16 protein-coding genes and 7 tRNA genes are annotated in these 25,014 nt (G+C 71.0%); 7 read left to right on the forward strand and 16 right to left on the reverse strand.

The window, feature by feature from the left end; all coding sequences use genetic code 11:
- Positions 1 to 5: 5 nt before the first annotated feature.
- The 9 genes from BM093_RS15790 to BM093_RS15830 all read right to left on the reverse strand — a co-directional run bounded on the left by BM093_RS15790 (position 6) and on the right by BM093_RS15830 (position 3,498).
- The gene (locus tag BM093_RS15790) at positions 6 to 899 is read right to left on the reverse strand and encodes an SMP-30/gluconolactonase/LRE family protein (protein WP_093343710.1); all 894 of its coding nucleotides are present in this window, start codon (positions 897 to 899) and stop codon (positions 6 to 8) included.
- A gap of 118 nt (positions 900 to 1,017) precedes the next feature.
- Entirely contained in the window at positions 1,018 to 2,019 is a 1,002-nt protein-coding gene (locus tag BM093_RS15795; protein WP_093343713.1) for an LLM class flavin-dependent oxidoreductase, read from the reverse strand.
- 152 nt (positions 2,020 to 2,171) lie between these two features.
- A tRNA-Val gene (locus BM093_RS15800) sits at positions 2,172 to 2,246 on the reverse strand.
- A 1-nt stretch (position 2,247) separates the two neighbouring features.
- Positions 2,248 to 2,319, reverse strand: a tRNA-Cys gene (locus BM093_RS15805).
- Between the two features lie 32 nt (positions 2,320 to 2,351).
- Positions 2,352 to 2,424, reverse strand: a tRNA-Gly gene (locus BM093_RS15810).
- A gap of 225 nt (positions 2,425 to 2,649) precedes the next feature.
- Positions 2,650 to 2,724, reverse strand: a tRNA-Val gene (locus BM093_RS15815).
- Position 2,725: 1 nt separating this feature from the next.
- A tRNA-Cys gene (locus tag BM093_RS15820) sits at positions 2,726 to 2,797 on the reverse strand.
- Positions 2,798 to 2,818: 21 nt separating this feature from the next.
- Positions 2,819 to 2,891 (reverse strand) — tRNA-Gly (locus BM093_RS15825).
- A 178-nt stretch (positions 2,892 to 3,069) separates the two neighbouring features.
- A complete protein-coding gene (locus BM093_RS15830) occupies positions 3,070 to 3,498 on the reverse strand; it encodes an SsgA family sporulation/cell division regulator (protein WP_093343716.1) in 429 nt (142 codons plus the stop codon).
- Between the two features lie 279 nt (positions 3,499 to 3,777).
- Here BM093_RS15830 and BM093_RS15835 point away from each other — a divergent pair, with 279 nt between their 5' ends.
- The 4 genes from BM093_RS15835 to BM093_RS15850 all read left to right on the forward strand — a co-directional run bounded on the left by BM093_RS15835 (position 3,778) and on the right by BM093_RS15850 (position 6,164).
- Positions 3,778 to 4,491, forward strand: coding sequence for an RNA polymerase sigma factor (locus tag BM093_RS15835; RefSeq protein ID WP_093343719.1), 714 nt, complete (start codon positions 3,778 to 3,780; stop codon positions 4,489 to 4,491).
- Entirely contained in the window at positions 4,488 to 5,462 is a 975-nt protein-coding gene (locus tag BM093_RS15840) for an anti-sigma factor (RefSeq protein WP_093343722.1), read from the forward strand. Before BM093_RS15835 ends, BM093_RS15840 begins: the two co-directional genes overlap by 4 nt.
- A gap of 26 nt (positions 5,463 to 5,488) precedes the next feature.
- On the forward strand, positions 5,489 to 6,031 hold the full coding sequence (locus BM093_RS15845; RefSeq protein WP_093343726.1) for a TIGR02611 family protein: 543 nt from the start codon (positions 5,489 to 5,491) through the stop codon (positions 6,029 to 6,031).
- A 61-nt stretch (positions 6,032 to 6,092) separates the two neighbouring features.
- Positions 6,093 to 6,164, forward strand: a tRNA-Val gene (locus BM093_RS15850).
- Between the two features lie 672 nt (positions 6,165 to 6,836).
- On the opposite strand, the gene BM093_RS15855 is transcribed toward BM093_RS15850, so the two are convergent.
- Positions 6,837 to 7,595 (reverse strand): hypothetical protein, encoded by a 759-nt coding sequence (locus tag BM093_RS15855; protein WP_093343729.1) that lies wholly within the window; start codon positions 7,593 to 7,595, stop codon positions 6,837 to 6,839.
- A 213-nt stretch (positions 7,596 to 7,808) separates the two neighbouring features.
- Here BM093_RS15855 and BM093_RS35985 point away from each other — a divergent pair, with 213 nt between their 5' ends.
- Both BM093_RS35985 and BM093_RS15865 read left to right on the forward strand, forming a co-directional pair.
- Positions 7,809 to 10,415 (forward strand): hypothetical protein, encoded by a 2,607-nt coding sequence (locus BM093_RS35985; protein WP_093343732.1) that lies wholly within the window; start codon positions 7,809 to 7,811, stop codon positions 10,413 to 10,415.
- 2 nt (positions 10,416 to 10,417) lie between these two features.
- Positions 10,418 to 11,908, forward strand: coding sequence for a hypothetical protein (locus tag BM093_RS15865; RefSeq protein ID WP_093343735.1), 1,491 nt, complete (start codon positions 10,418 to 10,420; stop codon positions 11,906 to 11,908).
- Between the two features lie 40 nt (positions 11,909 to 11,948).
- On the opposite strand, the gene BM093_RS15870 is transcribed toward BM093_RS15865, so the two are convergent.
- The 6 genes from BM093_RS15870 to BM093_RS15895 form a co-directional block, all read right to left on the reverse strand.
- Complete coding sequence (locus BM093_RS15870) at positions 11,949 to 12,230, reverse strand: PIN domain-containing protein (RefSeq protein WP_093343738.1); 282 nt, start codon at positions 12,228 to 12,230, stop codon at positions 11,949 to 11,951.
- A gap of 78 nt (positions 12,231 to 12,308) precedes the next feature.
- Positions 12,309 to 14,915 (reverse strand): GmrSD restriction endonuclease domain-containing protein, encoded by a 2,607-nt coding sequence (locus BM093_RS15875; RefSeq protein WP_177238508.1) that lies wholly within the window; start codon positions 14,913 to 14,915, stop codon positions 12,309 to 12,311.
- Positions 14,915 to 15,289, reverse strand: a complete 375-nt coding sequence (locus tag BM093_RS15880; RefSeq protein WP_093343743.1) for a hypothetical protein — start codon at positions 15,287 to 15,289, stop codon at positions 14,915 to 14,917. The genes BM093_RS15875 and BM093_RS15880 overlap by 1 nt, the downstream gene beginning before the upstream one ends.
- Positions 15,286 to 17,682 (reverse strand): AAA family ATPase, encoded by a 2,397-nt coding sequence (locus BM093_RS15885; protein WP_093343746.1) that lies wholly within the window; start codon positions 17,680 to 17,682, stop codon positions 15,286 to 15,288. Before BM093_RS15885 ends, BM093_RS15880 begins: the two co-directional genes overlap by 4 nt.
- 68 nt (positions 17,683 to 17,750) lie before the next feature.
- Positions 17,751 to 18,581: an 8-oxoguanine DNA glycosylase OGG fold protein gene (locus BM093_RS15890; RefSeq protein WP_093343748.1), complete on the reverse strand. Its 831-nt coding sequence runs from the start codon at positions 18,579 to 18,581 to the stop codon at positions 17,751 to 17,753.
- Between the two features lie 179 nt (positions 18,582 to 18,760).
- Complete coding sequence (locus tag BM093_RS15895; RefSeq protein WP_093343751.1) at positions 18,761 to 24,001, reverse strand: AAA domain-containing protein; 5,241 nt, start codon at positions 23,999 to 24,001, stop codon at positions 18,761 to 18,763.
- A gap of 591 nt (positions 24,002 to 24,592) precedes the next feature.
- Here BM093_RS15895 and BM093_RS15905 point away from each other — a divergent pair.
- A complete protein-coding gene (locus BM093_RS15905) occupies positions 24,593 to 24,907 on the forward strand; it encodes a hypothetical protein (RefSeq protein ID WP_143105404.1) in 315 nt (104 codons plus the stop codon).
- Positions 24,908 to 25,014: the final 107 nt, after the last annotated feature.

A 25,014-nucleotide genomic window follows, 5' to 3' on the forward strand; every position in this document is an offset into this window, starting at 1 on the left:
GCCGGTCATGGCCGTCCGCCGTGCGGGACGTCCACCCGCGTCGCGACCAGCGCGCCCTCGCGGGCGTTGCGCCGGGCGTCCTCGGCGAAGTCGGGAGCGGTGCAGGCGAACAGCGTGCGCCCGTCGGCGCCGCCGAGCATGCAGGCGTAGACCCCGGTGCCGACCGGGATCTCCTCGAGGACCGCGCCGCCCTCGCGGACCCGCAGGAGCCGGTTGCCGAGCGCGTCGGCGACCCAGACCGCGCCCTCGGCGTCGAGGCAGCACCCGTCCGGGGCGACGGAGAGCCCGGCGAGTGCCTCGTGCAGGTCCGTGGTCGCGGGCAGGTCGCCGAACCGTGCCCAGTCCCGGCGGTGCGACAGGGACCCGTCCGGGCCGACGTCGAACGCGCTGATCCGGTTGCCGAAGGTCTCGGCGACCAGCAGCACGCCGTCGTCGGTGAGCATGCTGCCGTTGGCGAACCACATGTCCTCGGCGACCGGGGTGACGGTGCCGTCCGGGTCGACCCGCAGCAGCGTCGCGGGCGCGAGCGGCGCCCCGCCCATCAGGTCGAACCCGAAGTTGCCGACGAAGGCGCGTCCGGCGGCGTCGACGACCATGTCGTTGACGTGCCCACCGACGTGCGCGCTCAGGTCGGCGTGGGTGACGAGCGTGCCGTCGGCCTCGCGGCGCAGCAGCCGGGCGTCGCGCATGGACACCACCAGCAGGCGGCCGTCGGGCAGCCGGCCCAGCCCGGACGGCTGCTGCGGCACCTTCGCCTCGACCCGCAGGTCCGAGCCGTCCTCGCGGGCCGAGCAGACGCGGTGGGTGTAGAAGTCGACGAACCAGACACGGTCGTCGTACCAGCGCGGGGCCTCGGCGAAGGTGAGATCCGGGACGACGGTGGTCAGCTCACGGGCCATGGGGTCCTCCGGCGGTGACGACGATGATCGGACGACGGTGATCGATCGCAGGGTCACGGGGTCTGCCGAGGGTGTCAAGGAACACACCGGGAGGCGGTGGGGCGGCGCGGCGAGCGGGTCAGGCCGGGGCGGCGGTGCGGGCGGCGTCGAGGAAGCGTTCCAGCTCGCGGCGGGGATCCGGCCCGCACGGCTGGTAGACGATCTCGGTCACTCCGCGTGCGGCGAGGTCGTCGAGCGTGCGCCGGACGCCGTCGCGGGTTCCGCTGATCGTCGCCTGGTCCAGCAGGACGTGTCCGCCGGCGTCCCAGGCGGCGCGGTCGGCGTCGTTGAGTTCCACGCAGTGCCCGGAGTGCACGGCCAGGTGCCGTTCCCGCTCGGGCGTGCGTTCGACGGCGTCCATCCAGGCGTCGCCGCCGGGCAGGCCGCGGACGGCGTCGGGCCCGCCGAACTCGTAGGCGCCGTGGTAGGCCAGTGCCCAGCCGGGCCCGCCCGCGGCGCGGATCCGGTCGGAGCCTGCGGGCTCGGCGTCGTCGAGCACCGTGCCCCAGGCCAGGTATGCGACCCAGGAGTACTCCGTCATGAACTCCGGTGTCTGCAGGGTGGCGTAGAGGCCGTCACCGAGCTCGCGGGCGACGGCGTCACCCTTGGGGCCGAGCGCACCGATGAGGACCGGGACGTCGATGGGCCGGGCGGGGGAGTGGCCGTCGGGGTGCATCATCCGCATCCGGGCGCCCTCCCACTCGACGACCTCGCCGCGCAGCAGCGCGCGGTAGGTGCGGATGTAGGCGTCCATGAACCGCCAGGTGATCGCGCCGTAGCCCATGGCGCGGCGGCCGGTGAACCCGGTGCCGAACGAGACCGCCACCCGGCCGGGTGCGAGCGCGGCGAGGGTGGCCGTACCGGCGGCGTTGACCATGGGGTGACGCAGGCTCGGCACGAGGACGCCCGGGCCGAGCCCGATCCGGGTGGTCCGCTCGGCGGCGAGTGCGAGCGTCATCCAGACGTCCGGGCTCTGCTGCGGGGTGTCGTAGACCCAGGCGCGGTCGTAGCCGAGCTCCTCGGCGAGCGCGATGTCGTCGGGCGAGCTCAGGCTCGTCGGGAAGGCGCACGACACCTGCATGACCGACCTCCTCGTGGTGCGCGTCACACGGCGCACCGAGCGCAGAGTCGTCGGAGGGGGAGTGCGGTGTCAAGCGTGGTCGGTCACGGTGTGGTCGCGGGCCCGGGAACGAGAAAATCCCCGGGCCGATGCCGGCCCGGGGATTCCCGGTGTGGTGCGCGATACTGGGATTGAACCAGTGACCCCTACCGTGTCAAGGTAGTGCTCTCCCGCTGAGCTAATCGCGCGAGGCGGCGGCGGGAATCGAACCCGCGTACAGGGCTTTGCAGGCCCTTGCCTAAGCCACTCGGCCACGCCGCCGGATTCCCGGCTCGTGAAACGAGACCCGGCCGAGCGGACGACGGGACTCGAACCCGCGACCCTCACCTTGGCAAGGTGATGCGCTACCAGCTGCGCTACGTCCGCATTTCTCCGTACCGTTCCCGGAGCGTTTCCGCTCGTTCCCGGTGCGTTGTCAGAACACTATCGCACGGCCCGGAGCGTCCGACGAGGGGGTGGGGGTGACTCGTTCCCGCTGGTCATCGGGTGGACGGCGGTCCCGTGGTGGGGTCTTCGGGGTGGGCCCCTGGATCCGAAGGGTCCGGGAAACAGAAGATCCCCGGGCCGATGCCGGCCCGGGGATTCCCGGTCTGGTGCGCGATACTGGGATTGAACCAGTGACCCCTACCGTGTCAAGGTAGTGCTCTCCCGCTGAGCTAATCGCGCGAGGCGGAGGCGGGAATCGAACCCGCGTACAGGGCTTTGCAGGCCCTTGCCTAAGCCACTCGGCCACTCCGCCGAGAACTGAGCGACTTCTCCGAGCGGACGACGGGACTCGAACCCGCGACCCTCACCTTGGCAAGGTGATGCGCTACCAGCTGCGCTACGTCCGCGTGAGCACCGTGTTCCGGGCCGGGGAGGCATGCGCGATGTCTGCCCGGCTGTCCGTCCGCGGTGCGGTGAGAGAACACTAGCACCCGCCCCGAGGGGGACACACCCGCCCCCCTCTCCACCACCGCAGGTCCTCTCATGTGCGGAGATCGACTCCGCACGGCGGTGGAGTGCGTGGGATCAGTCCTGGGCGGTGGTGTCGAGCAGGTCCGCGAGGGCGGCGTCGAAGTCCAGCCAGGAGTACTCCGAGGTGGCCGGGACGGCGTCGTAGGTCGCCTGCAGGAACTCCGAGAGGGTCTGCGCCGAGGTGGTGAACAGCGCGTGGCCGGAGGGGGAGGTCAGCTCGAGCTCGATCCGGGCCGGGTCGTCGCTCATCGGCTGCACCCGGACGTCGCCGGTGCCGGCGGAGTCCACCAGTCCGTCGGCGAGCAGGTCCCGGGCGAAGACCCAGTCGACGGTGGAGTCGTGCCCGGTCCGGAACGAGGCCTGGACCGCGTAGGGGTCACGGCTCGTGTAGGACAGTTCGACCTTCACGGGCACGACCGGCGCGTCCGGAGCGATGAGCTCGAACATGGCCGTCGCCCGGATCGTCTTGGACTCGTCGCGCATCGGTCATCCTCTTTCTGGGGGGGCGTTGCGTGGGGCGTCAGTCGGGAGAACGAGCCAGACGGCCTCGGGGTGACGGGTTCGATGCGCATCAACGTGGATCACCACGGGATGACGCCCGTTCGAGTCACACCGGTGTAACTCCGTGCTGCGGGGATGCGGCTGAACGTGGCCGCGACGGCCCTGGCGTGTGAGGTGCGCGACGCGGCGCGACTACGCTCGACGAGGCGTCCGAACCGTTGGGGCGCGGACCTCGAAGAACGCGACGTGAGGACATCGCTGGTGGCAGGCATCGCCGACCCGCCGGACCCCCCGGAGCACGGGCGGCCCGGTGACGGTGCCGCACGCGCCGATGCCGCGCAGCGGGCCACCGCCCGTCGCGAGGACTCCGCCCGACGTGCGGAGGACGCGGTCGACGTGGGGCTCGTGCAACGCATCGTGGCCGGGGACTCCACCGCGCTGGGTGAGTTGTACGACCGGTTCGGGCGGCAGGCGTACTCGCTGGCGCGACGGATCTGTGTGGACGACGGGCTGGCCGAGGACGTCGTCCAGGAGGTCTTCCTGGCGTTCTGGCGGGACCCGGCGCGGTTCGACCCGAACCGCGGACGCTTCGGGACGTGGCTGCTCACGCTGGTGCACCACAAGGCGGTCGACGCGGTCCGGCGCGAGAGCGTGATCCGGCGCCGCACCGTCCCGGCGGCCGAGGACGGCACGGAGTGGAACGCCCCGCCCGGGCCGGGGGCCGACGAGGGGGCCATCGGGTCCCTGGTCGCCGGCACGGTGCGGGACGCGCTGGGCCGCCTGCCCGCCGAGCAGCGCCAGGTGCTCGCGCTGGCGTACTACGGCGGGTACACCCAGCGCGAGGTCGCGGCGAAGATCGGGGTACCGCTGGGGACGGTGAAGTCGCGGATGTTCACCGGGGTGGCCCGGCTGCGGAACCTGCTGGGTCCGGTGGTCGGCGACCCCGACGGCGGCACGGCCGGAGGGATGTCGTGAACGGCGAGGTCGGGTACGGCGACGGGACGCGCCCCTGCCCGATGGTCGAGCAGACCGTCGGGTGGGCGCTGCACGCGCTCGAGCCGGACGGGGAGGCTGCCGTCCTCGAGCACCTCCCGGGGTGCGCGGAGTGCCGCGGGGTCGCCGCGGACGTTGCCGGGGTCACCGTGGACCTGGCCACCGCGCTGCCGCAGGAGGACCCGCCGCCCCGGCTGCGCGAGTCGATCGTCGAGCAGGCCCGGCGGACCCCGCAGGTCGGCCGGGACGAGCGGCCGGCCCCGGGGGAGTTCCGCAGGCCGGCGGACGAGGGGCGCGGTCGTCCGGTCGCGCCGGACGCCGACCGCTCGCCCGTGTCCGTCCCGCCGCCGGACGCGGGCCGGCGGTCCGGGCCCGCTCACTCGTCGCGCCCCGCGCCGGGCGACGCCGGACGGGTTGCCGGAGAGCGCCGCCCGCCGGCCGGCCCCGGCCGCACCGGTGAGCGCCGTCGTCGGCGACGGTTGCTGGTCGCCGCGGTGGCCGTGGTCGCGGTCCTCGCCGGTGGCGGGGTCATGGCCGGGGAGATCCAGAGCCTGCGCGCCGAGCGTGATGCGAGTCTCGCGCAGGCGCAGCAGATGGAGGGCGTCCTGTCCGCGCTCGCCCGGCCGGGGACGCGGCACGCGTTCCTCGCGCCGCAGCCCGACGCGGCCGCGGTCGCCGTGGTGCTCGTGGCCGACGGGCAGCGCGAGATCGTCCCGATGGGACTGGAGCCGAACCACACCGCCGAGCAGACCTACGTCCTGTGGGGCCTCGACGGTGACGCGAACCCGACGGCCGTCGGAACGTTCGACGTCCGCCCGGGAGCCGACGGACCGTTGTCAGTAGCATCGCTCGAAGGCGGGACGTACGGCACGTATGCCGTCTCGCTGGAGCGAGGGCGGGAGGCACCCCCCGCACCCTCGGCAGTGGTCGCGGCTGGGCAGGTGGAGACCTGAGTACGACGGAGCAGAACGACACCGGTGTGCCGGCGGTCGCGGGAGCGAAGCCGCGGCGCCGGTACACCGGCCTCCGCAAGTGGTTCCGGCGGACGAAGGTCCGCTACCGGGCGTTCCGGGCCCGGGTGGCCCGCAACCCCGTGCTGGACACGACCTATCGCGTGACGGCCGGGGTCCTCGGCACCGCGATCGTGATCCTCGGCATCATCGCGCTGCCCGCCCCCGGCCCGGGCTGGGCGATCATCTTCCTCGGCCTGGGTGTGCTCGCCGCCGAGTTCCACTGGGCCAAGCGCCTGCTGCACTGGGTCCGGGTGCGCTACGACGCCTGGGTGGCCTGGATGGGCCGCCAGACGCGGGTGGTCCAGCTGCTGGTGATGACGGCCATCCTGGGCACCGTCGCCGCCTGCGCCTGGCTCATGGGCATCTTCGGCACCGTCGGCGGCTGGGTCGGGCTCGACTGGCCGTGGCTCGAGTCGCCCTTCAAGGAGTACCTCGGGCCGCCGGCTCCGCCCGTCCCGCCGGTGCCCCCGGTCCCGCCGGCTCCGCCGCTGGTCACGCCGCCGCAGTGATCAAGGGCCACCCCCGTGAACGGGTGGGGGAGGGGCTGTGTAGAGTAAGTATCACCGCTGAGGGCGATTAGCTCAGGGGGAGAGCGCTTCGTTCACACCGAAGAGGTCACTGGTTCGATCCCAGTATCGCCCACAGTCAAAGGCCCTGGTCAGAGACTCATTTGAGAGTCTGGGACCAGGGCCTTCGTCGTGTTCGGGGTCGCTGCCGGAGCATTCTCGGGGCATCCGCTTCAAATCGGATCGGGCACGGCTCCGTCATCATTATCGCCCGACTCGTCGTCGCGGTCGTCGAGCGCCCGGAGGATGCGCTCGCTGTTGTCGGTCCGCCGCGTGTAGAGATCCAGGGTCGTCGGTGCGTTCGGCTCGTTCGACCAGCGGTCCCGCTCCGCGCTCGCGGGCGCCCTCGCCGAGCACCATGCCGACATGGGCTCGCGGCGGTGACGCCGAGGCAGATCCGTTGGGTGAACGGCTCCCGCACGTCGAGCACGTCCTTGGACGGCTCCTGCAGGTAGCCATGGGCTGCGAACAGGGCGGCGCGGCCCTGATCCGCATGGGCGATCCCGTCCCCGGCACGGGCGTCGACCGTGACGGGGACGGCGTTGGCTGCCCGGCGCCTGACGCGTGGATCTTGCACTGCGAACGGCCCCTCGTTCGGTTCTTCCGGGCCGGAGAGAGATGTGCAGAAGGTTCCCTTCTGCGGTCGCGACGGCGCGACCAGACGATCTCGCGAACGAGGGCGCCCGCATACTTCGGGGACGCCGGGAGCGCAGCGCCGAGGCACTCCATGACGTGAAGACCGGCGGGGTCAGTACTCGGCAGTGACGTCCCGTGCGCCGCCGCTCGGCATGAGCGACAGGAGGTCGAAGTCGGCGATGTCCCTGTACGGGACCAGCTCGCGGCCCGCACCGAAGGTGCGGGGCATCTGCAGCTTGATGTTGCGCCCGGGCTTGCGCTTGCGCGAGAACCGGTGCCGGAGGTCTCGTTCGGCCTGAGTGATGTCGACGTGGCGGGCCTCGACGACCTGCAGCACGTGGCAGTCGGGGTTCGTGAGGTGCTGCCGCCCCCGAGCGTCCGTGCCGTGACCGAGCTTCACCCAGTTCTGCCAGGCGACGAGGTAGAGACGCTGGGGAGCATCGGCACGTGACTCCCACGAGCGCGAGGTCGGGTCCATGCGCAGGGAGCCCAGGACCTGCTTCTTCCAGGGGGCGAGATAGGCGGCGCGCTCCTGCCCCCGGAGAGCGCGCTCACGTGCATTGCGAGGGCGCTGTGCCTTGGGAAGTGCCTCGGCGAACCGGCGAAGGGCATCGACGTGCGCTGACACGGTCTCGGCAGTCTGGGGCCCCCGGTAGGTCCGTGGACGGACGTACTCCCCGGTGACGCGGTCGTCGACGACTTCCAGCGCCTCCGCCACCGCCACGATGTTGTCCAGGAGCCGGAGGAACACTCCCTCCTTGTCCTCCAACTCTTCTCCGGACGTGTCGAGAACGTCGTCGACGGCGGCGGCGAGCGAGCGCAGCACCAGGTCGTTGAGGAAGGAGAAGACGTCGGCGTCGACGGTCTCCACGCGCCGACTCCGCGTCCGGTCCACTGCGATAGTCATGCCGCTCCCAGGCCGTCCGATCTCTCCGGCCATTCGCGTACACCGCTTAGGCCGTTACGGAGGCGGCGCGAGGGCCGTTCGGCCTACTCAATACTGCTGAAGACCCGTGGGAACCGGTAATCGCGGCGGCCGGCCGGCGATGGGACAGGTGACAGTTCCGGCCGAGGGGAGCAGGGAATGGGCGGGTTGCAGTCCGGGGGCGGCACCAGCGCGGTCGCCGCGTCGGCTCACGCGGGATGTGAGCGGTTCCGGCTCACCGACCCGTTCATCACCAGTAGGACCAGGCGAGCGACGGCGACCTTCCTCGGTTTCCCGGACGACTCCGCCGGCATTCCCGAGGCCCGCTGGATGCGCGCGATGACCTTCGAGGCCTTGGTCCACGGCGAGCGCTTCGTCTCGGAGCTCCTGACCCGTACGGTCGGACGGCTCGGGCTGCCGCGACCGGATTCCGTCCGGCGCCGAGACTGCGGCGGGAAGGTCGGCAGCACCGCCGCGCAGCTGGTCTCCGCACACGAGGCTGCGATCTCCGGTCAGGCGACGATGCTGACCCGGCTCGCGGTGCCGTACGTCCATCTGGAGCACCGCGCCGACGCCACCGCGGTCCAACCGGACTTCGCGATCGTCTGCCCGCGGGTGGACGGCGGGTCTTGGCTGATCATGGGCGACGCGAAGGACTACGAGCGGATCCGTTCCCGCATCGACGACCAGCGGATGCTGAAGGGCTTCCTGCAGGTCGCGCTGGGAGCCGAGTCCGCGGAGGCGTGGTCGAAGCTCCCGGCGGGCATGTCCGTGCACCGCTCCGGCGCACTCGCCGTCCCGCGCAACGCCTTCTTGCAGCCGGAGCCGGTCGTCGAGCTCCTCGACGACCACCGCGGCGAGGTTCGGGCGCGCGCCGAGGAGCGGCTGGCAATGCGGGCCAAGCTCGGCGACGACCGTCCGACCGACGACGAGCTGGCGGACTTCGTCGCCCACCAGACCGCGGTGTTCGACCCGCGCAGCTGCGTCACCTGCAGCCTCTTCACCTACTGCCGTGCAGAGCTGCGCGCCCGCCCCGAGCCAGAGGCGCTGCTCACCGAGATCGGCGTCGAGCGGCACCTGCACGCAGCCGTCCAAGCCGGCACCGCGCCGAAGAGCGTGACCGACCAGGTGGAAGCCACCCTCAGCGGCCTTCCCGCCTGGTCCGACCGACGGCGGACGGACCCGGCGGGGGAGCCGGGAACGATCGACGTCGTCGTCGTGAAGTCGGACTCGGCCGCGCTGGGTGTGCACGGCGTGGCCGTGCGGTCCCACCCGGGAACCTGGGTTCGGCAGACCTTCGCCGACCCGCAGTCGCCGCTGACCCGACGGGCCGTGATGCGCCTGATCGGCGAGGCGATCCGCGGGCACTCCGGACGGCTACCCGTCCAGCTCGTCGTCCCGGACCGCCCGACCGCCGATCTCCTCGCGACGGCCGCGGACTCCCTCGCCGGCGTCGAGCTGAGCAGGCTGCGGTGGGAACGTGACCTGGAGCAGGGCCGCCCCGCGCTGACTTTCGACGGTGCCGAGGCCACGATCCCCGAACCGCTGCACCCGGACGAACGCCTCGCCGTCAGCTTCCTGCTCGAGGAGGACCGCGCTCGTGCGATGAGGTTGCGGACGCCAATCCTCGACCTCCGCTCGATCCTGGCCGCCCACGTGACGGCCGGGGGACCGGCGATGGACGCCGGCCGCCTCGACTACCTGGTCACCTGGGCCGAGGCCACCGAGCCGCTCGACCACCGCGCGGTGTCCGACGCCATCACCGCGCAGGAGCAGACTCCGGGCGCCCGTCTGTCCAACGTCGTCTCGGACGCGCTCCACGGTGCCCGCCGCGAACGCGCCGGCGAGGTCTACGAGGAGCTCGTCTCCGAGGCACTCGACTACCGGATGTCGGTCGTCGAGCGGGCGATCGCGGTGCTCTCGGGACTGCCGTCGTCGCGGCTCCGTGAGGTGCACCGCGCGCTCGAGGCGGACGCCCAGGAGGTGTGGGGTCGTCGGCTCGCGCTTCAGGCGTCGGACCTGGTCCGCTTCTCCCGGACCTACACGAGCTGGCGCAACGCCCAGGTCGAGATGCTCGACGACGATCGCACCTGCGCGGTCCAGCTCGGCTCCCTTGGCGACTACGGGGTCGCGCACGACCGCGCCGCAGACGCCGGTGTGCGCGAGCTGGCCCTCGCGACCGTCACCGCCGTCGAGCCGCTCCGGCTCCGTGTCCGGTCGCGTCGACTCAAGGCGGGCACGCGCGTCGTCGCGCTGCACGTCAACGGCGAGGCCATGATCGAGCGGGCGTCGACCACGCTGAAGATCCAGGGCGGGTCCTTCAAATTCGGGCAGATGGCGATCGGCGATCTCGTCGAGACGGCGGGCGACGAGCTGGAGTGGCAGCCCAAGGTGTGCCCTCCGCTCGCCGTCGGCGACGAGATCGTCCTGGCGGACGCCGCCTGGTTCGGCAAGCTGTTCAAGAACAGTGTCGACCTCGCGGTAGCCCGGCCGAGCCAGGACAACCAGGCCGCACCGAAGTCGGACTGCGGGCCGGACACCTACACAGCCGACAAAGGCAAGCACCTTTGGTGCTGCCGCCCCCACGCCGTCGCCGAGGCCGAGTGGTCGGACACGCTCGCGGTGCGTCGGGCGCGCGGAGAGCTCAATCCGGACACCTGGCCACCGCTCGTCGACGAGGAGCGGTTCGACGTCGGCGGTGACGCCCCCGCCGAGCCGCCCGCCTCCGTTGCCCCCGCCGCCCTCACGATCGACGACCTGGACTGACAGTGACCATCTGCTTCACGCCCGCGGCCGCCCACCTGACCGACGCCGCCCACCACGGAGATGCCGCACGAGGCAACGTCGCAGCCTCCGACCGGGCCATCGCCGCCCTGCAGCAGGTCCTGGCGAGCCAGGCCGACCACGACAAGATCCTCCTCCGGGCCGCTGCGGGCGCCGGCAAGTCCGTCGCCCTCGTGCGGATGGTGGCGACCGCGCTGGAGCACCCGAAATGCCACCGGGTCGCGGTCACGGCGTTCGCGAACAAGCAGGTCTTCCCGCTCGCGGGTTCGCTCGGAACCGAGCTCGGGGCCGCGACGGTGTGCCTGTTCGTGAGCAAGGACCGGCTCGACGACATCCCCGACCACGTCCTCTCCGCGGTCACCGTCGCGACCGGCCTGGATGACATCCCGGACACCGCGCGCGTCGTGCTCGGGACGTCGCACAAGCTCGGCGCGATGTACTACCGGACGCGGTGGTCGCAGCTCGGTTCCGTGGCCAACGGCGATCGCCCCTTCGACGTCCTGTTCGTCGACGAGGCGTGGCAGCTCCCGCTGCACCGCTACGCGACGGTGGAGAAGCTGGCGCCGCTGTCGGTGGGCGTCGGGGACGTGGGGCAGCTGCCGCCCATCGACCCGTCGGAGAACCCGTGGCGCGGCGACCCCGGCTACAACCCCTACCGCGCCTGGCCGACGGCGTTCGAGGCCCTGGACAGCACCGTCACGATCGACCTCCCCGCAGTCTGGCGCCCGACTGCCGCCCAACTCCCGCTCTGGCGAGCCTTCTACAGCGACTGGGACCGCCTCGACTGCGTCGCCGGCCCGGGCGACCGCCGCATCGACCTGCCGCCCCTCGACGGCGCGGTCCGGACGGTCTGGGAGGCCGTCGCCACCGGCGCCCCGACCCTGCTGGAGATCGACGGTCTGCCGGACGCCGAGGCCCCCGACATCGACCAGCCACTGCTCGACGAGCTGGAGCGCCTGCTGGAGCCGCTGCTCGCGGGCGGTTTCTCCGCGATCTCAGCCCGCCACGACGGCGCCTGGCAGCCCGCTGGGGAGAAGGTCATCGACTCGGCGGATCCCGGCGACGACCCGTTGATCGTCATCCTCGCCACCCGCAACCAGGCCGTCGACGATGCCGCGGAGATGGTCGAGCGCCTCACCACCCGCCTCGACCTTCCCGAGGGTGTCCTCCGCGCCTCCACCGTGGACTCCTGGCAGGGCCAGACCAACGCGATCACGATCGCCATCCACCCCCTCTCCGGCGCGGACAAGCTCGACGACTTCAACTCCGCCTTCGGCCGCCTCGCCGTCACCTGCACCCGAGCCACCCACGGCCTCCTGATGCTCGCCCGCAGCGGCCTCGACCAGCTGTTAGACGACGCCGCAGCTCAGCCGGGCACGCCCCTCGGCGAGCCCGGCACCCGCTCACTCCCGAGGCAGACCCACCAACGGATCCTGAACACCTTCAATCGCGCCGCTCTGCAGCTGCAGCCATGAGTCCTTCCTGCGGCCGGCTGCTCAGCCATCCGTAGGACGGCTACGTGTAGTCCGTGCGGTCCTGTGCGCGTTCGAACGCCCCGCAGCGGAGGCGGGTGTTCCAGACCCGACGCCCACCGCTGGGCTGGGGTGGTCCGGTCCAGCGGCGATCCGGGTTCCACCAGCAGCTCTCGACCTTGGCCGTCCCGATGTCCAGAGCCTCGTCCAGCGCGGGGGCCAGGTCGGTGTCGTGGGACGCGAGGATGACGAGTCCGATCTCCGGATCCGCCGCCTCACGGACGAGTGCGAGAGCGACCAGGACGTCGACTCCCTTCTCACGCACTTCTGAGATCATCCGGCGCTCGTCCCGACTCTCAGGGCGGCGATAAGCGGGAGGAGGAGTGAATCCGGCAACTGCTGGTCACGATACTTCGGGGCCATCGGTTGGGTGTCGATGCTTCTGCAGGCCGGGAACGACCAGATCCGGTTCAAGCCCCCGCCCGGTGGAGGGCGTGAGTCCTGAAACGTGAGATGCCCTCACACGTTCGAGGAACCATCGTTGGGCCTCACATGCCGCCTGCAGGCCGTCCTCATCACCGAGTAGCGCGAGAGGGACGGACGGCCGCAGCTCCAGCCGCGAAATCGGGATGTCGACGCCTGGAATCTTGTTGACCATCGTCCTGAACTCGTCCCGGACTGCGGTGTCGTCGAAGGGCGGCCGAGTAGTCAGATGCTGGAACACGACCTCGACCACGCCCGAGGTGGGCTTGATGGCCCACGGCCAGAAGTGTTCCGAGTAGTGCACCATGGGGAAGCAGCTGGTCTGAGCGCCGGTGCCCCAGGAGAAGGCTCCGCCGGCCGCGCCCCAGTCGTCCAGGAGCCGACGGACCCCGTCCCGGACCGTGGTGGGCTGGTTGGCTTCGAGCTGCAGCCAGAAGCGCTGTTCGTCGCGGTCGTTCGTTGCTTCAGCCGGTACCTCGATCCCAATGAGCGCAGCCAGGTCGAGAGGCCCCAGACGTTGAGCGGGTTCGGCTCGACCTTTCTCGGTGAAGCGGATTCCCTCGGCGCGGAGGACGTCCGAAGGCTTGTCGGTACGTGCCGGATCGGGCCAGCGGAACTCCGCTGAGACCGTTCCGTCAGCCCGGAGAACCCGCCACGCGTTGGGGACAGGCCGGCCGGCGAGGTAGTTCCCCAGAGGCTTGGGATGTACGCCGCTGACCGCGGCCAGATCCCCATAGGACGTCCACGTGCCCTCGGGCATGGCCGCGCAGATGCGGCGCACGGCCTGCCACTGGTCGGAGACGTCGGTCGCCGTGGCCTCGCGACGTGGACCCGGCCACACGGCGGCGGCGCGGGCCGCCAGCGCCGCGCCGCGATCCCGGATCTGGGGCAGTCCCCAGCTCGGCTGCCGTGCGACTTCGGTACTCATCGAGAACTTGCTGAACCGTAGGAGTTCCCGCTTGTCGGCGAAGGGCTTGTTCGAGAGGTCGGGGTTGTAACCGGTCAGAGTCAGGTTTCCGAGCAGGTGTACTACCCGCTGGTGCAGATCGGCAGGCGTCTCGCCGGGCTCGACGTCGGGTTCCAGCAGTGCAAGCCACTCCGGGGTCGGTGTCTGTGGGAGGACGTGTTCGACCTGCACGGTCGTCTGCTCCCAGTCGATGAGTTCCTTGTGCCCGTAGCTCTCCTCGAGGCGCCGGAGCACGAAGAGCCGCTGGGACGCCCGCCCGACCCAGTAGAAGTTGAGGGTCTGGATGCTCTCGGCGAGCTGTTCGTCGTCGGGCCAGAAACGCCGGGGCTGGGAGAGAAAGACACGGAGTGCTTCGGCGGCGTCAGGGGTCTCGGCCGCGGCTATCGCGGACTGGGCGAGCGCCCGGTTGATGCCCGACGCAGTTCGACCGCACAGCATTCGTCGGACCAGGTAGGACTCCAGGTACAGCATCGCCGTCTCTGCCTCGCCCTCAGCTGCGCGACCGGTCTCGCGGCGGTCGAGCAGGACCATGAGGACGGGGTAGACGGCTTCGCCGCCCCACTGCGCCAGGCGTCGCAGCGCGGCTGCCGCCTCGCGGTCCGGCGGCTCGGTCAGGGAATCGGGATGGATGATCGCGTGAAGGTGACGGGCTCGCCTCGCGAGCTCTACGATCTCCGTCTCGACGGCGTCCTCGTCGTGGGCGATGGGACGGAATCGCTTCTGCTGCGCGAGGTAGGTGTCGCTGCGCCGTAGTTCGGGCTGGCCGCGGAGGACCAGATCTAGGTAGGCGAGCGTCTCGACATGCTGCGTACCGAGAACTTCCTGCATGGGAGCCCACACCTTCGTGTAGACATCTTCGGCTCGGCTGGGAAGCAGCATGAACAGGTGGTTTCGCAGGAGATCGCCCAGGCTGAGAGCCATACCGGTGTTGTTCAGCGACTCGAAGATGCGATGGACGTTGTCGTCCTGCTCCGCAGTGACGGACACGACGTCGAGGCGACTAACGATGGCCTGCTCGATCCTGTTCAGATCATCGGGATCCTCGGGGTCGTCTGCAGCGGCGATCTGCCCCAGGAAGTACCGGTAGGCAGCCGCGACGTTTCCGCCCGTCGGCTTGTGCTCTGCGGCAATACAGGCAGTGAACGCCTCACGATCCGTCTGAGTGGGGAGAAGCTTGAAGTGGTCGTTCCCGGTCTGGTACTCGTTCACCAGCCACTGCCGATGGATCCGGTCCGCAGCCCGAGGGCTCTCAGCGCGGACATGATCCCGCAGCGCGGCCAGCGCGAGCATGAGCGTCGTCAGGCGCTGCTGCCCGTCGACGACGAGCCAGCGCTGAACACCACCGGCGATCGTCGCATTTGCGGGTGCCAGCACCAACGATCCGACGAAATGGCCGGGGGAATTCGGGTCGTCGCCGAGCGCCTCCGCCTGCGCCACAACGTCTGCCCACAGCCGTTCGAGCTGCGGTTTCTGCCACGCATAGGTGCGCTGGTAAAGAGGAACGAGGTACTGCTTCTCTCCCTCGAGGATCGGCTTGAGGGTCATCTCCTTCGCCTGCATCAGGCGCTCCTCCGAGTGTCGAGATGCTGGGTCACGTCGAGAACCTCGCTGTGCCATGCGCGGAGCTCGGGCCCGGTGGGGGCGAGTTCGTAGGCGTGATGGTGGGCGGCTCGGGACAGGGTGTGCCAGAGTTCCGTGGCGCGGGCACCGAGGCTGGGGTCGACCGTGAGGCTCAGGGTGAGAAGTTGAGCCCTCCTGCTACGGACCGCTGCCATCGCCGGATTATGGGCGGCCCAGAAGTCGTCCAGGCCGTGCTCGAGGGCCAGGCGGACGAGCCAGGTGCAGGTGCGGGGCCAGGCGCCGTACTCGACCAGATCGGGGTCATTGAGGATCCGGTCGGCGACGGCGAGGCGACGGAAGGCTTCGTGACTCACGTCTGCAGCCACTCCGCGAGTTTCTCGACATCCTGGATGAACGGCTTGAGGTCGCCGACCATGCCCTTATGGGCACCCTTCTTGCACATTCGGAAGGCATCGGCGGCACCGGGACCGGCCGCTGCGAGCTTCACGGAAAGGTCACCACCGTTGATCGTGTCGAACACGGCCAGGTTGGCCTTCTTGTTGGTGGTATTCGCCTCGAGGATCGCCGCCTCGACCTCGGCGTGCGAGTAGCCCTTGCCGAGGCGGGCGGAGCGGATCTTCGCGTGGCAGGCGGCCTCGATGGCACTGCGGCAGCACGACGCGACGAGCTCGCTCCGGACGTCCGGCGGCAAGGCTGTGGTCAGGTTCATCGCGCGGGCGTCGTCGAGATAGCGGGCGATCGGATCACCGCTCGGACGCATCTCGACGGCGGAGCGTTCGCCGCGTGCGACCTCCCAGATCGTCGCGGACAGCTCGAGGCGGCGGACGGCATCGGCCAGGCGGTCGTCGTGGGTGAAGACCACGACCTGTCGGGTCAGCGCGACGTCGGCCAGTACCCGAGCGAGGCCATCGACCTTTGCCGGGTCCATGGCCTGCACCGGGTCGTCGATCAGGACGAAGCGGAACGGACTCTGGTCCACCGTGGCTCGCGGGAGAAACAGTGACAGACCGAGAGCGTGCAGCTCGCCCTGGCTCATCACGCCTAGGGCGGTGCCGCCGTCGACGTCGTCGATCCGAACGTCCATGGCGACCCGGCGGCGGTTGGCGGCGCCGTCCAGCCGGACCGGACCGAGCTCGACGTTGCTCTGCTGACGCAGCGCCTGCCAGGTCTGCCGGGACTGCTCGGCGAAGGGAGCGAGGCGTTGGTCGCGGAGCTGTGCTGACGTATCGGCGAGCCACTTGTCAGCGCGTTCGAGCGCGGCGAGGCGGTCGGACTGGGTGGCGGCCTGTGCGGCCTCGTCGTGCCAGGCACTGAGCCTGCGGGCGACGGGGGCCCAGGCCTCGTCGAGCCGGGCGAGCTGCGCCTCCGCGTCCGCCTTCTTCGCTGCGAGTGCGGTGCGCGCAGGCCCATGGGCGGTCTCCAGCGCCTGGGCGAGAGCGGCGGGTCCCTCGGCATGCCGGACAGCCGACCACGTGTCCCACACATCGCCGGCCAAAGGGATCGGCTGTACCACGGAGCGGGCGTCCGCTGTAGCGCGATCGAGCTCCGACATCGTCCGCCGCGACTCCGCGGTGGCCTGCTCCAGGTCTTCCATACGACCGGCTGCCCGAGTCCGCCACGCGTCGTCGAGCGTCCCCTTCTCGCAGACCGGGCACGACTGAATCCCGGATTCGGCGTGGTCGTGCAGGGCGGTGCGCAACAGCTCGACGACGCGGTCAGCGTGGCCGGTCTCGGCGTTCGCCACCGCGGCGTGCTCGTCCAGTCGCCGGCGGATCTCCGCCGTGGCGGTGGCGATCTCGTCGGGTTCCGGCAGCCGCAGTTCGAGGACGGCGCGTAGGCGGGCGGCCTCCGCATCCGGTTCGCCGGCTCCTGCAATCAGTTCGGCGATTGCGGCAAGATCAGGTTTGGTGGGTTTGAGCAAGGCGGCTGCCTGGGTGATCCGGGGATCGTCGCTGTTCTCCAGCTCGGCCCGCAGGGCTTTTCGTTGCGCGTTCGCGGAACGGGCGGCCTCACCGATCCGCTTGCGAGCCGCCTTGATCCGGTCGTGGGCTGCAGTCAGCGCGCCGAGCCCGAGCAGGCGGTGCAGGGCGTCGTGCAGCTCGCTGGGCTTGCCGTCGATCAGCGCGCCGAGCTCGCTGTAGGAGAGGAAGGGGCGGTAGGTGCTCATCGCGTCCCGCCAGCTGGATCCGTCGAAGTCTGCGCGCTTCGCCTTCGGCTCCTGACGAGTCCAGCGGGCTTCGTCGAGCTCTGCGCCCTTCTCCCACCGCTTCTCGATCCGAGTGGTGCCCGAAATACCTGCGGTGATCAGATCGACGGCGACGGAGCGCTCGTCGTCGGTGTGGATGTTGCGCCAGCCGTCCCGCCAGACGCTCGTCCGGTTCTCCCAGCGGCGGCTCGTGCCGGTCAGCACCAGCTCCGCGGCTTCGGCGAAGCTCGACTTACCGGATCCGTTCCGGCCGGTCACCAGGGTGAGCCCCGGGCCGGGCCGTAGCGGCAGAGTCGCGGGAGCGCCGATGCCGCGGAAACCTTCGACGTGAACGGCGGCCAGGTAGACGTTCGGGTGCTCAGCGGCCTCGGAGGTGGCGCGTTCTGCCGCGGGACCTCCGCGGCCTTCGACGGCGTCGGTGAGCTCCTGGTCCCCCGCCCATGCGGCGAGAACGAGGCCCGACACCGTGTCGTCCGCAGCCTCGTCCGCAATGAGGCGCTCCAGCAGCAGGTCGTGGAGGCCGTGTTCCGCTACGTTCATGCAGTCCCCCGAGGATTTAGCGATGTGATCACGCTAGCGATGGGTGGTGACCCGCTGTCCCCCGGGTGTCACGATCGGGTGACTGCGGTGTCGATGAGTTGCCTGATCTGCTGCAAGGGGTCCTCGGCAGCGTCGGAGGTGAAAGGATCGAGGACGGCGACGGCGGTCCGGAGATCATCGAGGGCCACCAGCGCCTCGCCGTGGGGGTCGGACTCGACCGTGAGGTCCGCCGATCGGTAACCGCCGTCCGAGGCCCGTTGGTCCAGGAAGACCAGCTCCTCGACCTGGTCGCTCGGTATGCCGAGCAAGGTGCCCCACGACTCCAGGCGATCGAGGTAGAGGCCGTACTGGCGGGTGGACCAGGTGCCGGCAAGGCGGAGACCCGCGTGCCGGGCGAGCCACCGCCGGACGACCTGGTCGAGGACGGGAGCGGTCCGTCCGTCGTGCTGGTCGCGTACGGCAGCGGTGCAGAAGTAGATGTACTTCGTGCCGAACGCCGGGCCTAGATAGGGGAGAGGTGCGGCCGCCATGGCGGCGAAGGCGGCCTCCGGGCCATGGTGAGCCGCTTCGGCTACCGCGCGCAGGCGAGGTCCGGCTGCGTCTCCACTGTGGTCGAGGATGCGGCGTGTACGCCAGGCGCCGTAGCCGACACGGCCGTAGCCCCAGGCCATCGCGGTGACGAATGCCCGGATCGCCTGCTCGTCGCTGTCGGTCGCCGCGCGCGCCGCGACCTCGGCGTCACCCCGGTCGATCGTCGGAGTCGTGGGCAGCCGATCGTCGCCGATCCACTTCTTCCACGTCGCACAGCGCCAAGTGGTCGGACTCTGCCGTCGACCGGACGTGCACCACCTCTCGAACGCCAGGTGAAGTCGCGCCGGGGCCTCGTTGCTCACCGTCATGAATCCCTCCGACCGGGGAGGTTAGGGGCCTGCCGCACCCGCGACCCGGCCCGTGAAGCCCTCTCACTCGGAGGAGTGACGGGAGGTGGGTCATGCCGCGACGGGTGCGGGAAGGACCCCGCGCGCCGAGCCGATCAGCGGGCCCGGCAAGACGGCGCGGCCGCCGGGCGACGCCAGGCTCAGGGATAGTCGTGACCCTCCGGTCCGTCGCAGCGGACGAGGGGGGCGACCTGCTCGAGCCTGGCGCGGATCACGTGACCGAGCTTCGTGTTGTCGTAGCGCTGCATCGTGGCGCGGTACACGGCGGTCGGATCGCCCCACCCGAGATCTGCCGCCTCCTCCGCCATCACGGCGGCGAGCTCGGCCGGTGGAATCTGGTCGAACGACCGGGCGCCGAGGTCACGGACACGGACCTCTGGTTGGTTGGGCAGCCGCAACGTGGCCGGTTTGATGCCGGACTCGCCGAGCGGGTTGTCCCGCACGAGTCGGCCGGTCCGGATCGCCGAGCTGATGGCGGAGTTCAAGGCCTTCGTGATCAGGGCGCCGGCACGCCTGCCCGCGGACGAGCGGACGTAGACGTGGCGCAGCCGGCTGCCGAGCACCGGGCCCTCTACCGCGACGATGGCGACGAGGCCGTCGACGATCTGCTTCGTCGACGCGTCCGACACCGGCGTCGTGGCACCGTCGAACTCTTGGTAGGAGGCCCGGTGCACCCGGCCTTCGGCGAACGCCTCAGCCGCGGCGTCCGGCTCGACGTCGATCATGTCGTCGGATGAGACCTCGACTTCCGCAGCGGCGGTGGGCTCCACCGCGGTGGGTGCCGGTGGCGCCACGTCGACGGTGTGTACTCCCCACGCGGGGGTGGGTGCCTCGGTGTCGGGCCCGTCGTCCGTTTCAGCCGCGACCGGAGCCGCCCAGCCCGCGGGGTGGATGTCGAGCTCCGCGAGCGTCGCCCAGAGCGGCTCCAACGCGGCGACCGGGTCCCGGTAGAACTCGGACTCCAGGATCCGGTGGAAGCGCCAGCCGCAACGCTCCAGTTCCCGCTGCCGGCCCATGTCCCGCTGGTAGGCCTCCGGGCCGTGCCAGAAGTCGCCGTCGCACTCGATCGCCAGCCGCCGCGTGGGTCCGACGGCGACGAGGTCGATCGAGTAGCCGAGCGACTCGAACTGCGGGATGAGGGTGTAGCCGCGGGCGGCGATGCGGTTGTGCACCCGCTGCTCGAACAACGAGCCGAACGGGGCGACCGGCATGTCCTCGGAGACGAGGCCGGTCGTCGCGCCCTCGTGCTCCTCGACGCCGCGCGCGGCGATGCCGTAGCAGTAGTCGAGCAGCTGGTAGCGCATGTCCTCGGGATTGGTGAGGGTCGTGCGGTCGACCGAGTGGAACACCCACAGCTGGTCCTTGGCGCGGGACGCGGCAACGTTGTAGCGCTGGACGTACATCGTCTGTGTCAATGCCGTCAGCCGGCGCTCGGGCCCCGGTGCCGCCACCATGGACAGGAAGACGACGTCGCGTTCCGAGCCCTGGAAGTCCGCCGCGTCGCCGCAGCGCAGGTCTCGCGCCGCCCACTCCTCGGGCGTGATGCGGTCGAGCAGCGCCTTCTCGATCGCCTTGGCCTGGCCCGTCCCGAGCAGCGAGATCACGCCGATCGTCCGACCGTCGTAGGCCGGGTCGGCGATGCACTTCTCGACCTGCTCGACGATGGCGTCGACTTCGGCAGGGTTCGTCCGGGTACTGGAGGACCCCTTCTCGTACCCGTCCGGCACGAAGACCGGTTTGACGGGCTCGAGCCGGTCCGCGCCGAACTGGCGGACGGGAACGAGGCGGACGCCGTCCGGCTCGTAGGCGATGCGGTTCGAGAAGCCGATGATCTCCGGCACGCAGCGCCGGTGCTCCACGAGCGTGATCATCCCGCTGAAGCGCATCTTGGCCTCGTCGAACAGCGACCGCTGCGGGTCCTGCCACGTCGACCGGAACTGGTCGTCGAACAGGTACTGGGAGCCCAGGTCGCGCAGCTCCTGCTGGTCGACGCCGACGGCCGACGGCGACACCTGCCGGTCGTCGCCGATCACGACGATCTTGGGGGCCAGGTACTGCAGGAACGAGGACTCGATGCCCGCCTGGGAGGCCTCGTCGACGATCACGACGTCGAACATGTCGGGCCGCACGTCGAACTGATCGGCGATCCGGTACAGCGGCATGATCCACACCGGTACGGCCGGGCGGCAGCGGTCCATGGCCGAGCGGATCTCGCGGCGGCGCTGCGCCGCGTAGGTTCCGGTGCCCTTACCCAGCCGCTTGACGAGCGCGGCGTACTGCTCGAGGGCTGCCCGGGAACCGCGGGTGAGCCGGCCGGGTGCGACGGCGTGGTCCCAGGCGCGGATCGCGGACAGCTCGGTGACGTGGCCCCGGATGCGGTCGTCGACGGCGAGGATCTCGCGCTGGAGCGCGTTGACGTCCGCGGCCTCCTGCGACGACAGCCAGCTCGATGCGACGGCGTGGCTCCAGCCGTCCTCGATGTCCGCGATCCGCTCGTCCCACACGGGGGAGTCGGGCGTGCTCGCGACCGCGGCGGCGAGGCCGGGGGCGCCGGTCAGCCGGGCGGCGAGCTCGTCCCGGTGACGGAGCAGCTCGCGGACCTCCCACAGTCGGGCGAGTCGCTGGTGCGCGGAGGCGTAGGCGCGGTCGTCGCGTGCGCGCGCCGCCCGCAGGAGGAGCGAGAGCGCCGGTGCGGCGTCCGCTTCTCGCTCGGCGTCGACCAGCGCGGTGATGGCCTGGTCGACGCACGCCGTGGCCGCGGTAGCCTCCTCGGCCGTGTGGACCGCCGCGAGCACGGCGAGGTACCGCTCGACGGACGCCGGGCTCAGCCAGGCGGGGCGGGGGAGCCCGAGAGCCGCCACCCGACCGTCCTCGGCGAGCAGCCGGGTGTCGAGACCGAGGAGCCTGCCGAGCGAGGCCACCTCGGCCCGGTGCCATTCGAGCCGCTCGGCCGGGGTGTCCTCCGGCGGGATCACGACCGAGGTGGGCCAGGCCCGGTCCAGGGCGTCCAGAACGTGGTTCGCGTCGACCCAGAGCAGGAACGCACGCACCTGGGGCGCGGTGGTGGGAGCGAGGCCGTTCACGCGGACGCGCGCGAAGAACGACTCGGCGGTCTTCACCGCGCGGGGCGTCAGCATGCTCTGCTTGGGTAGGCCGTCGCCGCCCAGCTTGATCGTGTTCCCGGCGTCGAGATGTGCGTCGACGCCCTGGGCAGCAGGGACGAGGAGGCCGACATCGCCGCCCTGCACCGTCACCGTCGTGGCCGGTCCGAGGTCGGCGATCAGCCGACTCGCCTGGTCGATCAGTCCGCAGATCTCGCCGTGTCGCCCGCTCCAGACCGAGCTGCGCCCGCGTGCGAGGTCGGCTGCGGCTTCCTGGAGCCACGCCTCGTCACCGCCGAGGAGCTCACGCGTGTCGCGGAGCAGGATCCCGACGCGGTCGGCGAGCAGCCGCCGGGTCTCCGCCGTCAGCGCCGTCGCCGGTGCGTACGCGGCGTCGGTGCGCAAGCCGGCGTAGGACTCGGCGATGCCCCGGGCGTGACGTTCGGTGTGGACGAGCGTGGCGAATGCGGCGGCGGCGGGGAGCGCGTCGAGCGGGACGAGGCGATGACCTGCCTCCGGCTCGTCGGCGACGAGGTCGGTGTCCCGCAGGTGGCCTCGCCAGGCCGCGAGCTCCACCCCGGACAGCGGAGCACGGCCATTCGGGGCCTCGACCAGCTCGGTCAGCCAGCCGTGGCGCTCGTCGTCCGCGCGGACCTCCCGGGCGACGGCGGCGGGGGATCCCCGATAGCCGTCGAGATCGACCTCGGTCACCTCCCGCTCGCGCGCCGACCGCAGGTGGTGGCCGAGCCCCGCACGCAGCCGACGGAGGTCGTCGATGGCGTCGAGGTGCCGTCGGATCGCCCGCGCGGCGTCGTCGGCGTCGTGCTCGGAGGCGGTCGCCGCGATCCGCTCCACGGCCACCCGCAGGTCCGACATGTCCTCCCGGGAGGAGCCGACGACCGCGACCGCGAGCGGCTGGATGGCCTCGGGCAGCTTCTCCCGCACCTCCTTGAGGGCACGGTCGGTCTGCGCGGTGACGAGGATGCGCTTGCCCTGGGCGAGCAGGTGGGTGATCAGGACGGCGGCGGTGTGGGTCTTGCCGGTGCCGGGCGGCCCCTGGATGAGGGTCTGGGCCGTCGTGTCGACGCGGCGCAGGATCTGCAGCTGGCGGTCGTTGACGGGCAGCGGGAGGAACGGGTCCTCGTCGACGTGGACCACCGCACCCGCGCCGTCCAGCTCACCGTCGGTACCGAGCGGCTCGTGGTCGGCGTCCACCAGGGGACGGATGCCGTCGGGCACCTCACCGGACTCGCGCAGCTGCTCCACGATGCGCCGGAAGATCTCCAGCAGGCCCTTCTGCGAGCGCTTGCGCAGCAACAGGGCGGGCGCGAAGGAGGTGACCGGGGCCGCGGCGGGGGGCGTCGGGTCGTCCGCGTCGCGGTACTGGGCGTCGGCGGCCAGCTGGTGGGTGACCCGCCTGCCCAGCTCACCCATCCGTTCGCGGTCGAGCGGGTGCGCCTCGGTCTCCCGGGCACGGTCGCGCAGCTCGTTGACCAGGCGGGGCTGTCCGATGAGGCCGGGGTCGAGCATGTCGAGCTCGAGAGTCGCGCCCTCCACGGTGTCGTCGGCCAGGAGGGCCAGCCGGCCGGTGTCCTCGTCGAAGTCGATGCGGACCGCGGTGGTCAGCAGGTGGCGTCGCACCGTGTCGCCGGCCGGCACCGACCAGATGAGGAGGCCGGTCCCGAGGACGAGCTCGAGCTCCTCGGGGTGGCCCGCGGCGGAGACGTGGATGGAGAACAGCTCGTTGTAGTAGTCGCGGACGGGCTGGTCGCGGCCTTCCTGCTCCGCCCACGCCCGCCAGTGGGGAAGGTAGGAGGCGAAGTCCTCGTCGATCTCCGGGCGCTCGGTGCGCTCGACCCGACGGCGGGTGGTCCCGCCGTGCTCGTCGTCCATGTCGAGCGACCGGTGGTCCCGCAGGATCGGCTCACGGCCGGGGTCGACCGGCGGCTCGTCCAGCCAACCGGCGAGCTCGGTGCCGGGTTCCGGCGCGGGGACCGCTGGAACGCGGTCGATCGTCAGCAGGACGGGCTCGCCGTCGACGTGCACCTGGCGAACCCCACCACCGACAGCCGGGTGAGCCGGAGCGTCGGCGAGCCACAGCACCGCGCCCTCCCGTCGGTAGCTCTCGAGGTCCACGACGGACGTGCTGCGCAGGCGCTGGGATTCCCCGAGGAAGGTGAACAGCCGCACTGCTCGGTCGACGAGCGGATCGTGCGCCGTCGCCGGAGCGGTCGTCGTCTCCTCGTCCGTGCTTCGTGCCTCGTGCCCGTCGGCGAACATGTGGGTGCGCAACCTCTCCGTCGTGCGACGCGTCCGGCGTATCGCCTGTGAGCGATGTGTTGTGGCCAGGCAGCCGATCCGGGTGCACGAGCCTCCGTTCACCCCCGGCGAGCGGGGCATCGCTCATGCGGTCGAACGTGGACGGTTCCGCTGACGGCCTGGTATCCGATGTGTCGAGATCGTGACGAGGGATGTCTCAGATCCGAGGCTCCAATCATCATTCTTGATGATCGTTCACCGGCATCCGGCCGCGCCGTAGGGAGTGACGGCCCGAGGGGCCCCGCGCGAACTCACGTCAGCTCGATGGCTGTCGGTCGAGCAGGCGGCGGGGTCGTCGCTGTAGGCGACCATCCAGTGGGGTCGATGCGGTACCACACGTTCTCGTCCCAGAACGGGTTGTCACGGTCGTCGGCGTAGTGGTTGACGAGATGGTCGCGGACGGTCGGCCAGGTCGGGTCGCTGCTCGTCCCCTCGGGGTTCAGCGGAACGGCGACCCCCCTTGCCGGTCGCCCACATCCTCAAACGTGGCGACGCGTCCGGCTCCGGCAGGGCGGACACTTCCCAGGATCCTCGCACGCACGGGAGGCCGCCGTGATGAGCACGCTGCTCCCAGCACCACCCGAGGTGACCGGTGTGCTCCCTCGGCTCGCCTTCCAGGAGCAGAGGCGCTACCGAGCTGCGGCCCTGCACGCGCGCCGGGTCGTCCCGGGCCCGGTGGGCGAACTGATCCACCGCGAACTGACCGCCTACGCCGATTTCGGCTACCGCTTCAGCAACGACGGACTGGTTCCACGTCTGGCCGTCGCGGTGCTGGCGATCGAGTCCGACCCTGCAACGCCGGACTCGCCCCCGCCGTTCGGCATGCCGACGCCACCGCGGCTCTGTTTGCGGCCCACAGCCAGGTGACAACGATAATCGCCCCTGATCTTCGGGCAAGGCGATGTGTGTCCTGCCGGGTCGAATCTGCACACCGGCACGTTCCTCTGATCTCGAACTGCTGACGCCGACGGTCC

This window comes from Pseudonocardia ammonioxydans (genome assembly GCF_900115005.1).
GTDB lineage: Bacteria > Actinomycetota > Actinomycetes > Mycobacteriales > Pseudonocardiaceae > Pseudonocardia > Pseudonocardia ammonioxydans.

What these genes read in the sequence shown, in the direction of transcription:
- BM093_RS15790 (WP_093343710.1), bottom strand. Translation starts at nt 899, where the DNA reads ATGGCCCGTGAGCTGACCACCGTCGTCCCGGATCTCACCTTCGCCGAG.
- BM093_RS15795 (WP_093343713.1), bottom strand. Translation starts at nt 2,019, where the DNA reads ATGCAGGTGTCGTGCGCCTTCCCGACGAGCCTGAGCTCGCCCGACGAC.
- BM093_RS15830 (WP_093343716.1), bottom strand. Translation starts at nt 3,498, where the DNA reads ATGCGCGACGAGTCCAAGACGATCCGGGCGACGGCCATGTTCGAGCTC.
- BM093_RS35985 (WP_093343732.1), top strand. Translation starts at nt 7,809, where the DNA reads ATGGGCGGGTTGCAGTCCGGGGGCGGCACCAGCGCGGTCGCCGCGTCG.
- BM093_RS15875 (WP_177238508.1), bottom strand. Translation starts at nt 14,915, where the DNA reads ATGCAGGCGAAGGAGATGACCCTCAAGCCGATCCTCGAGGGAGAGAAG.
- BM093_RS15885 (WP_093343746.1), bottom strand. Translation starts at nt 17,682, where the DNA reads ATGAACGTAGCGGAACACGGCCTCCACGACCTGCTGCTGGAGCGCCTC.
- BM093_RS15890 (WP_093343748.1), bottom strand. Translation starts at nt 18,581, where the DNA reads ATGACGGTGAGCAACGAGGCCCCGGCGCGACTTCACCTGGCGTTCGAG.
- BM093_RS15895 (WP_093343751.1), bottom strand. Translation starts at nt 24,001, where the DNA reads ATGTTCGCCGACGGGCACGAGGCACGAAGCACGGACGAGGAGACGACG.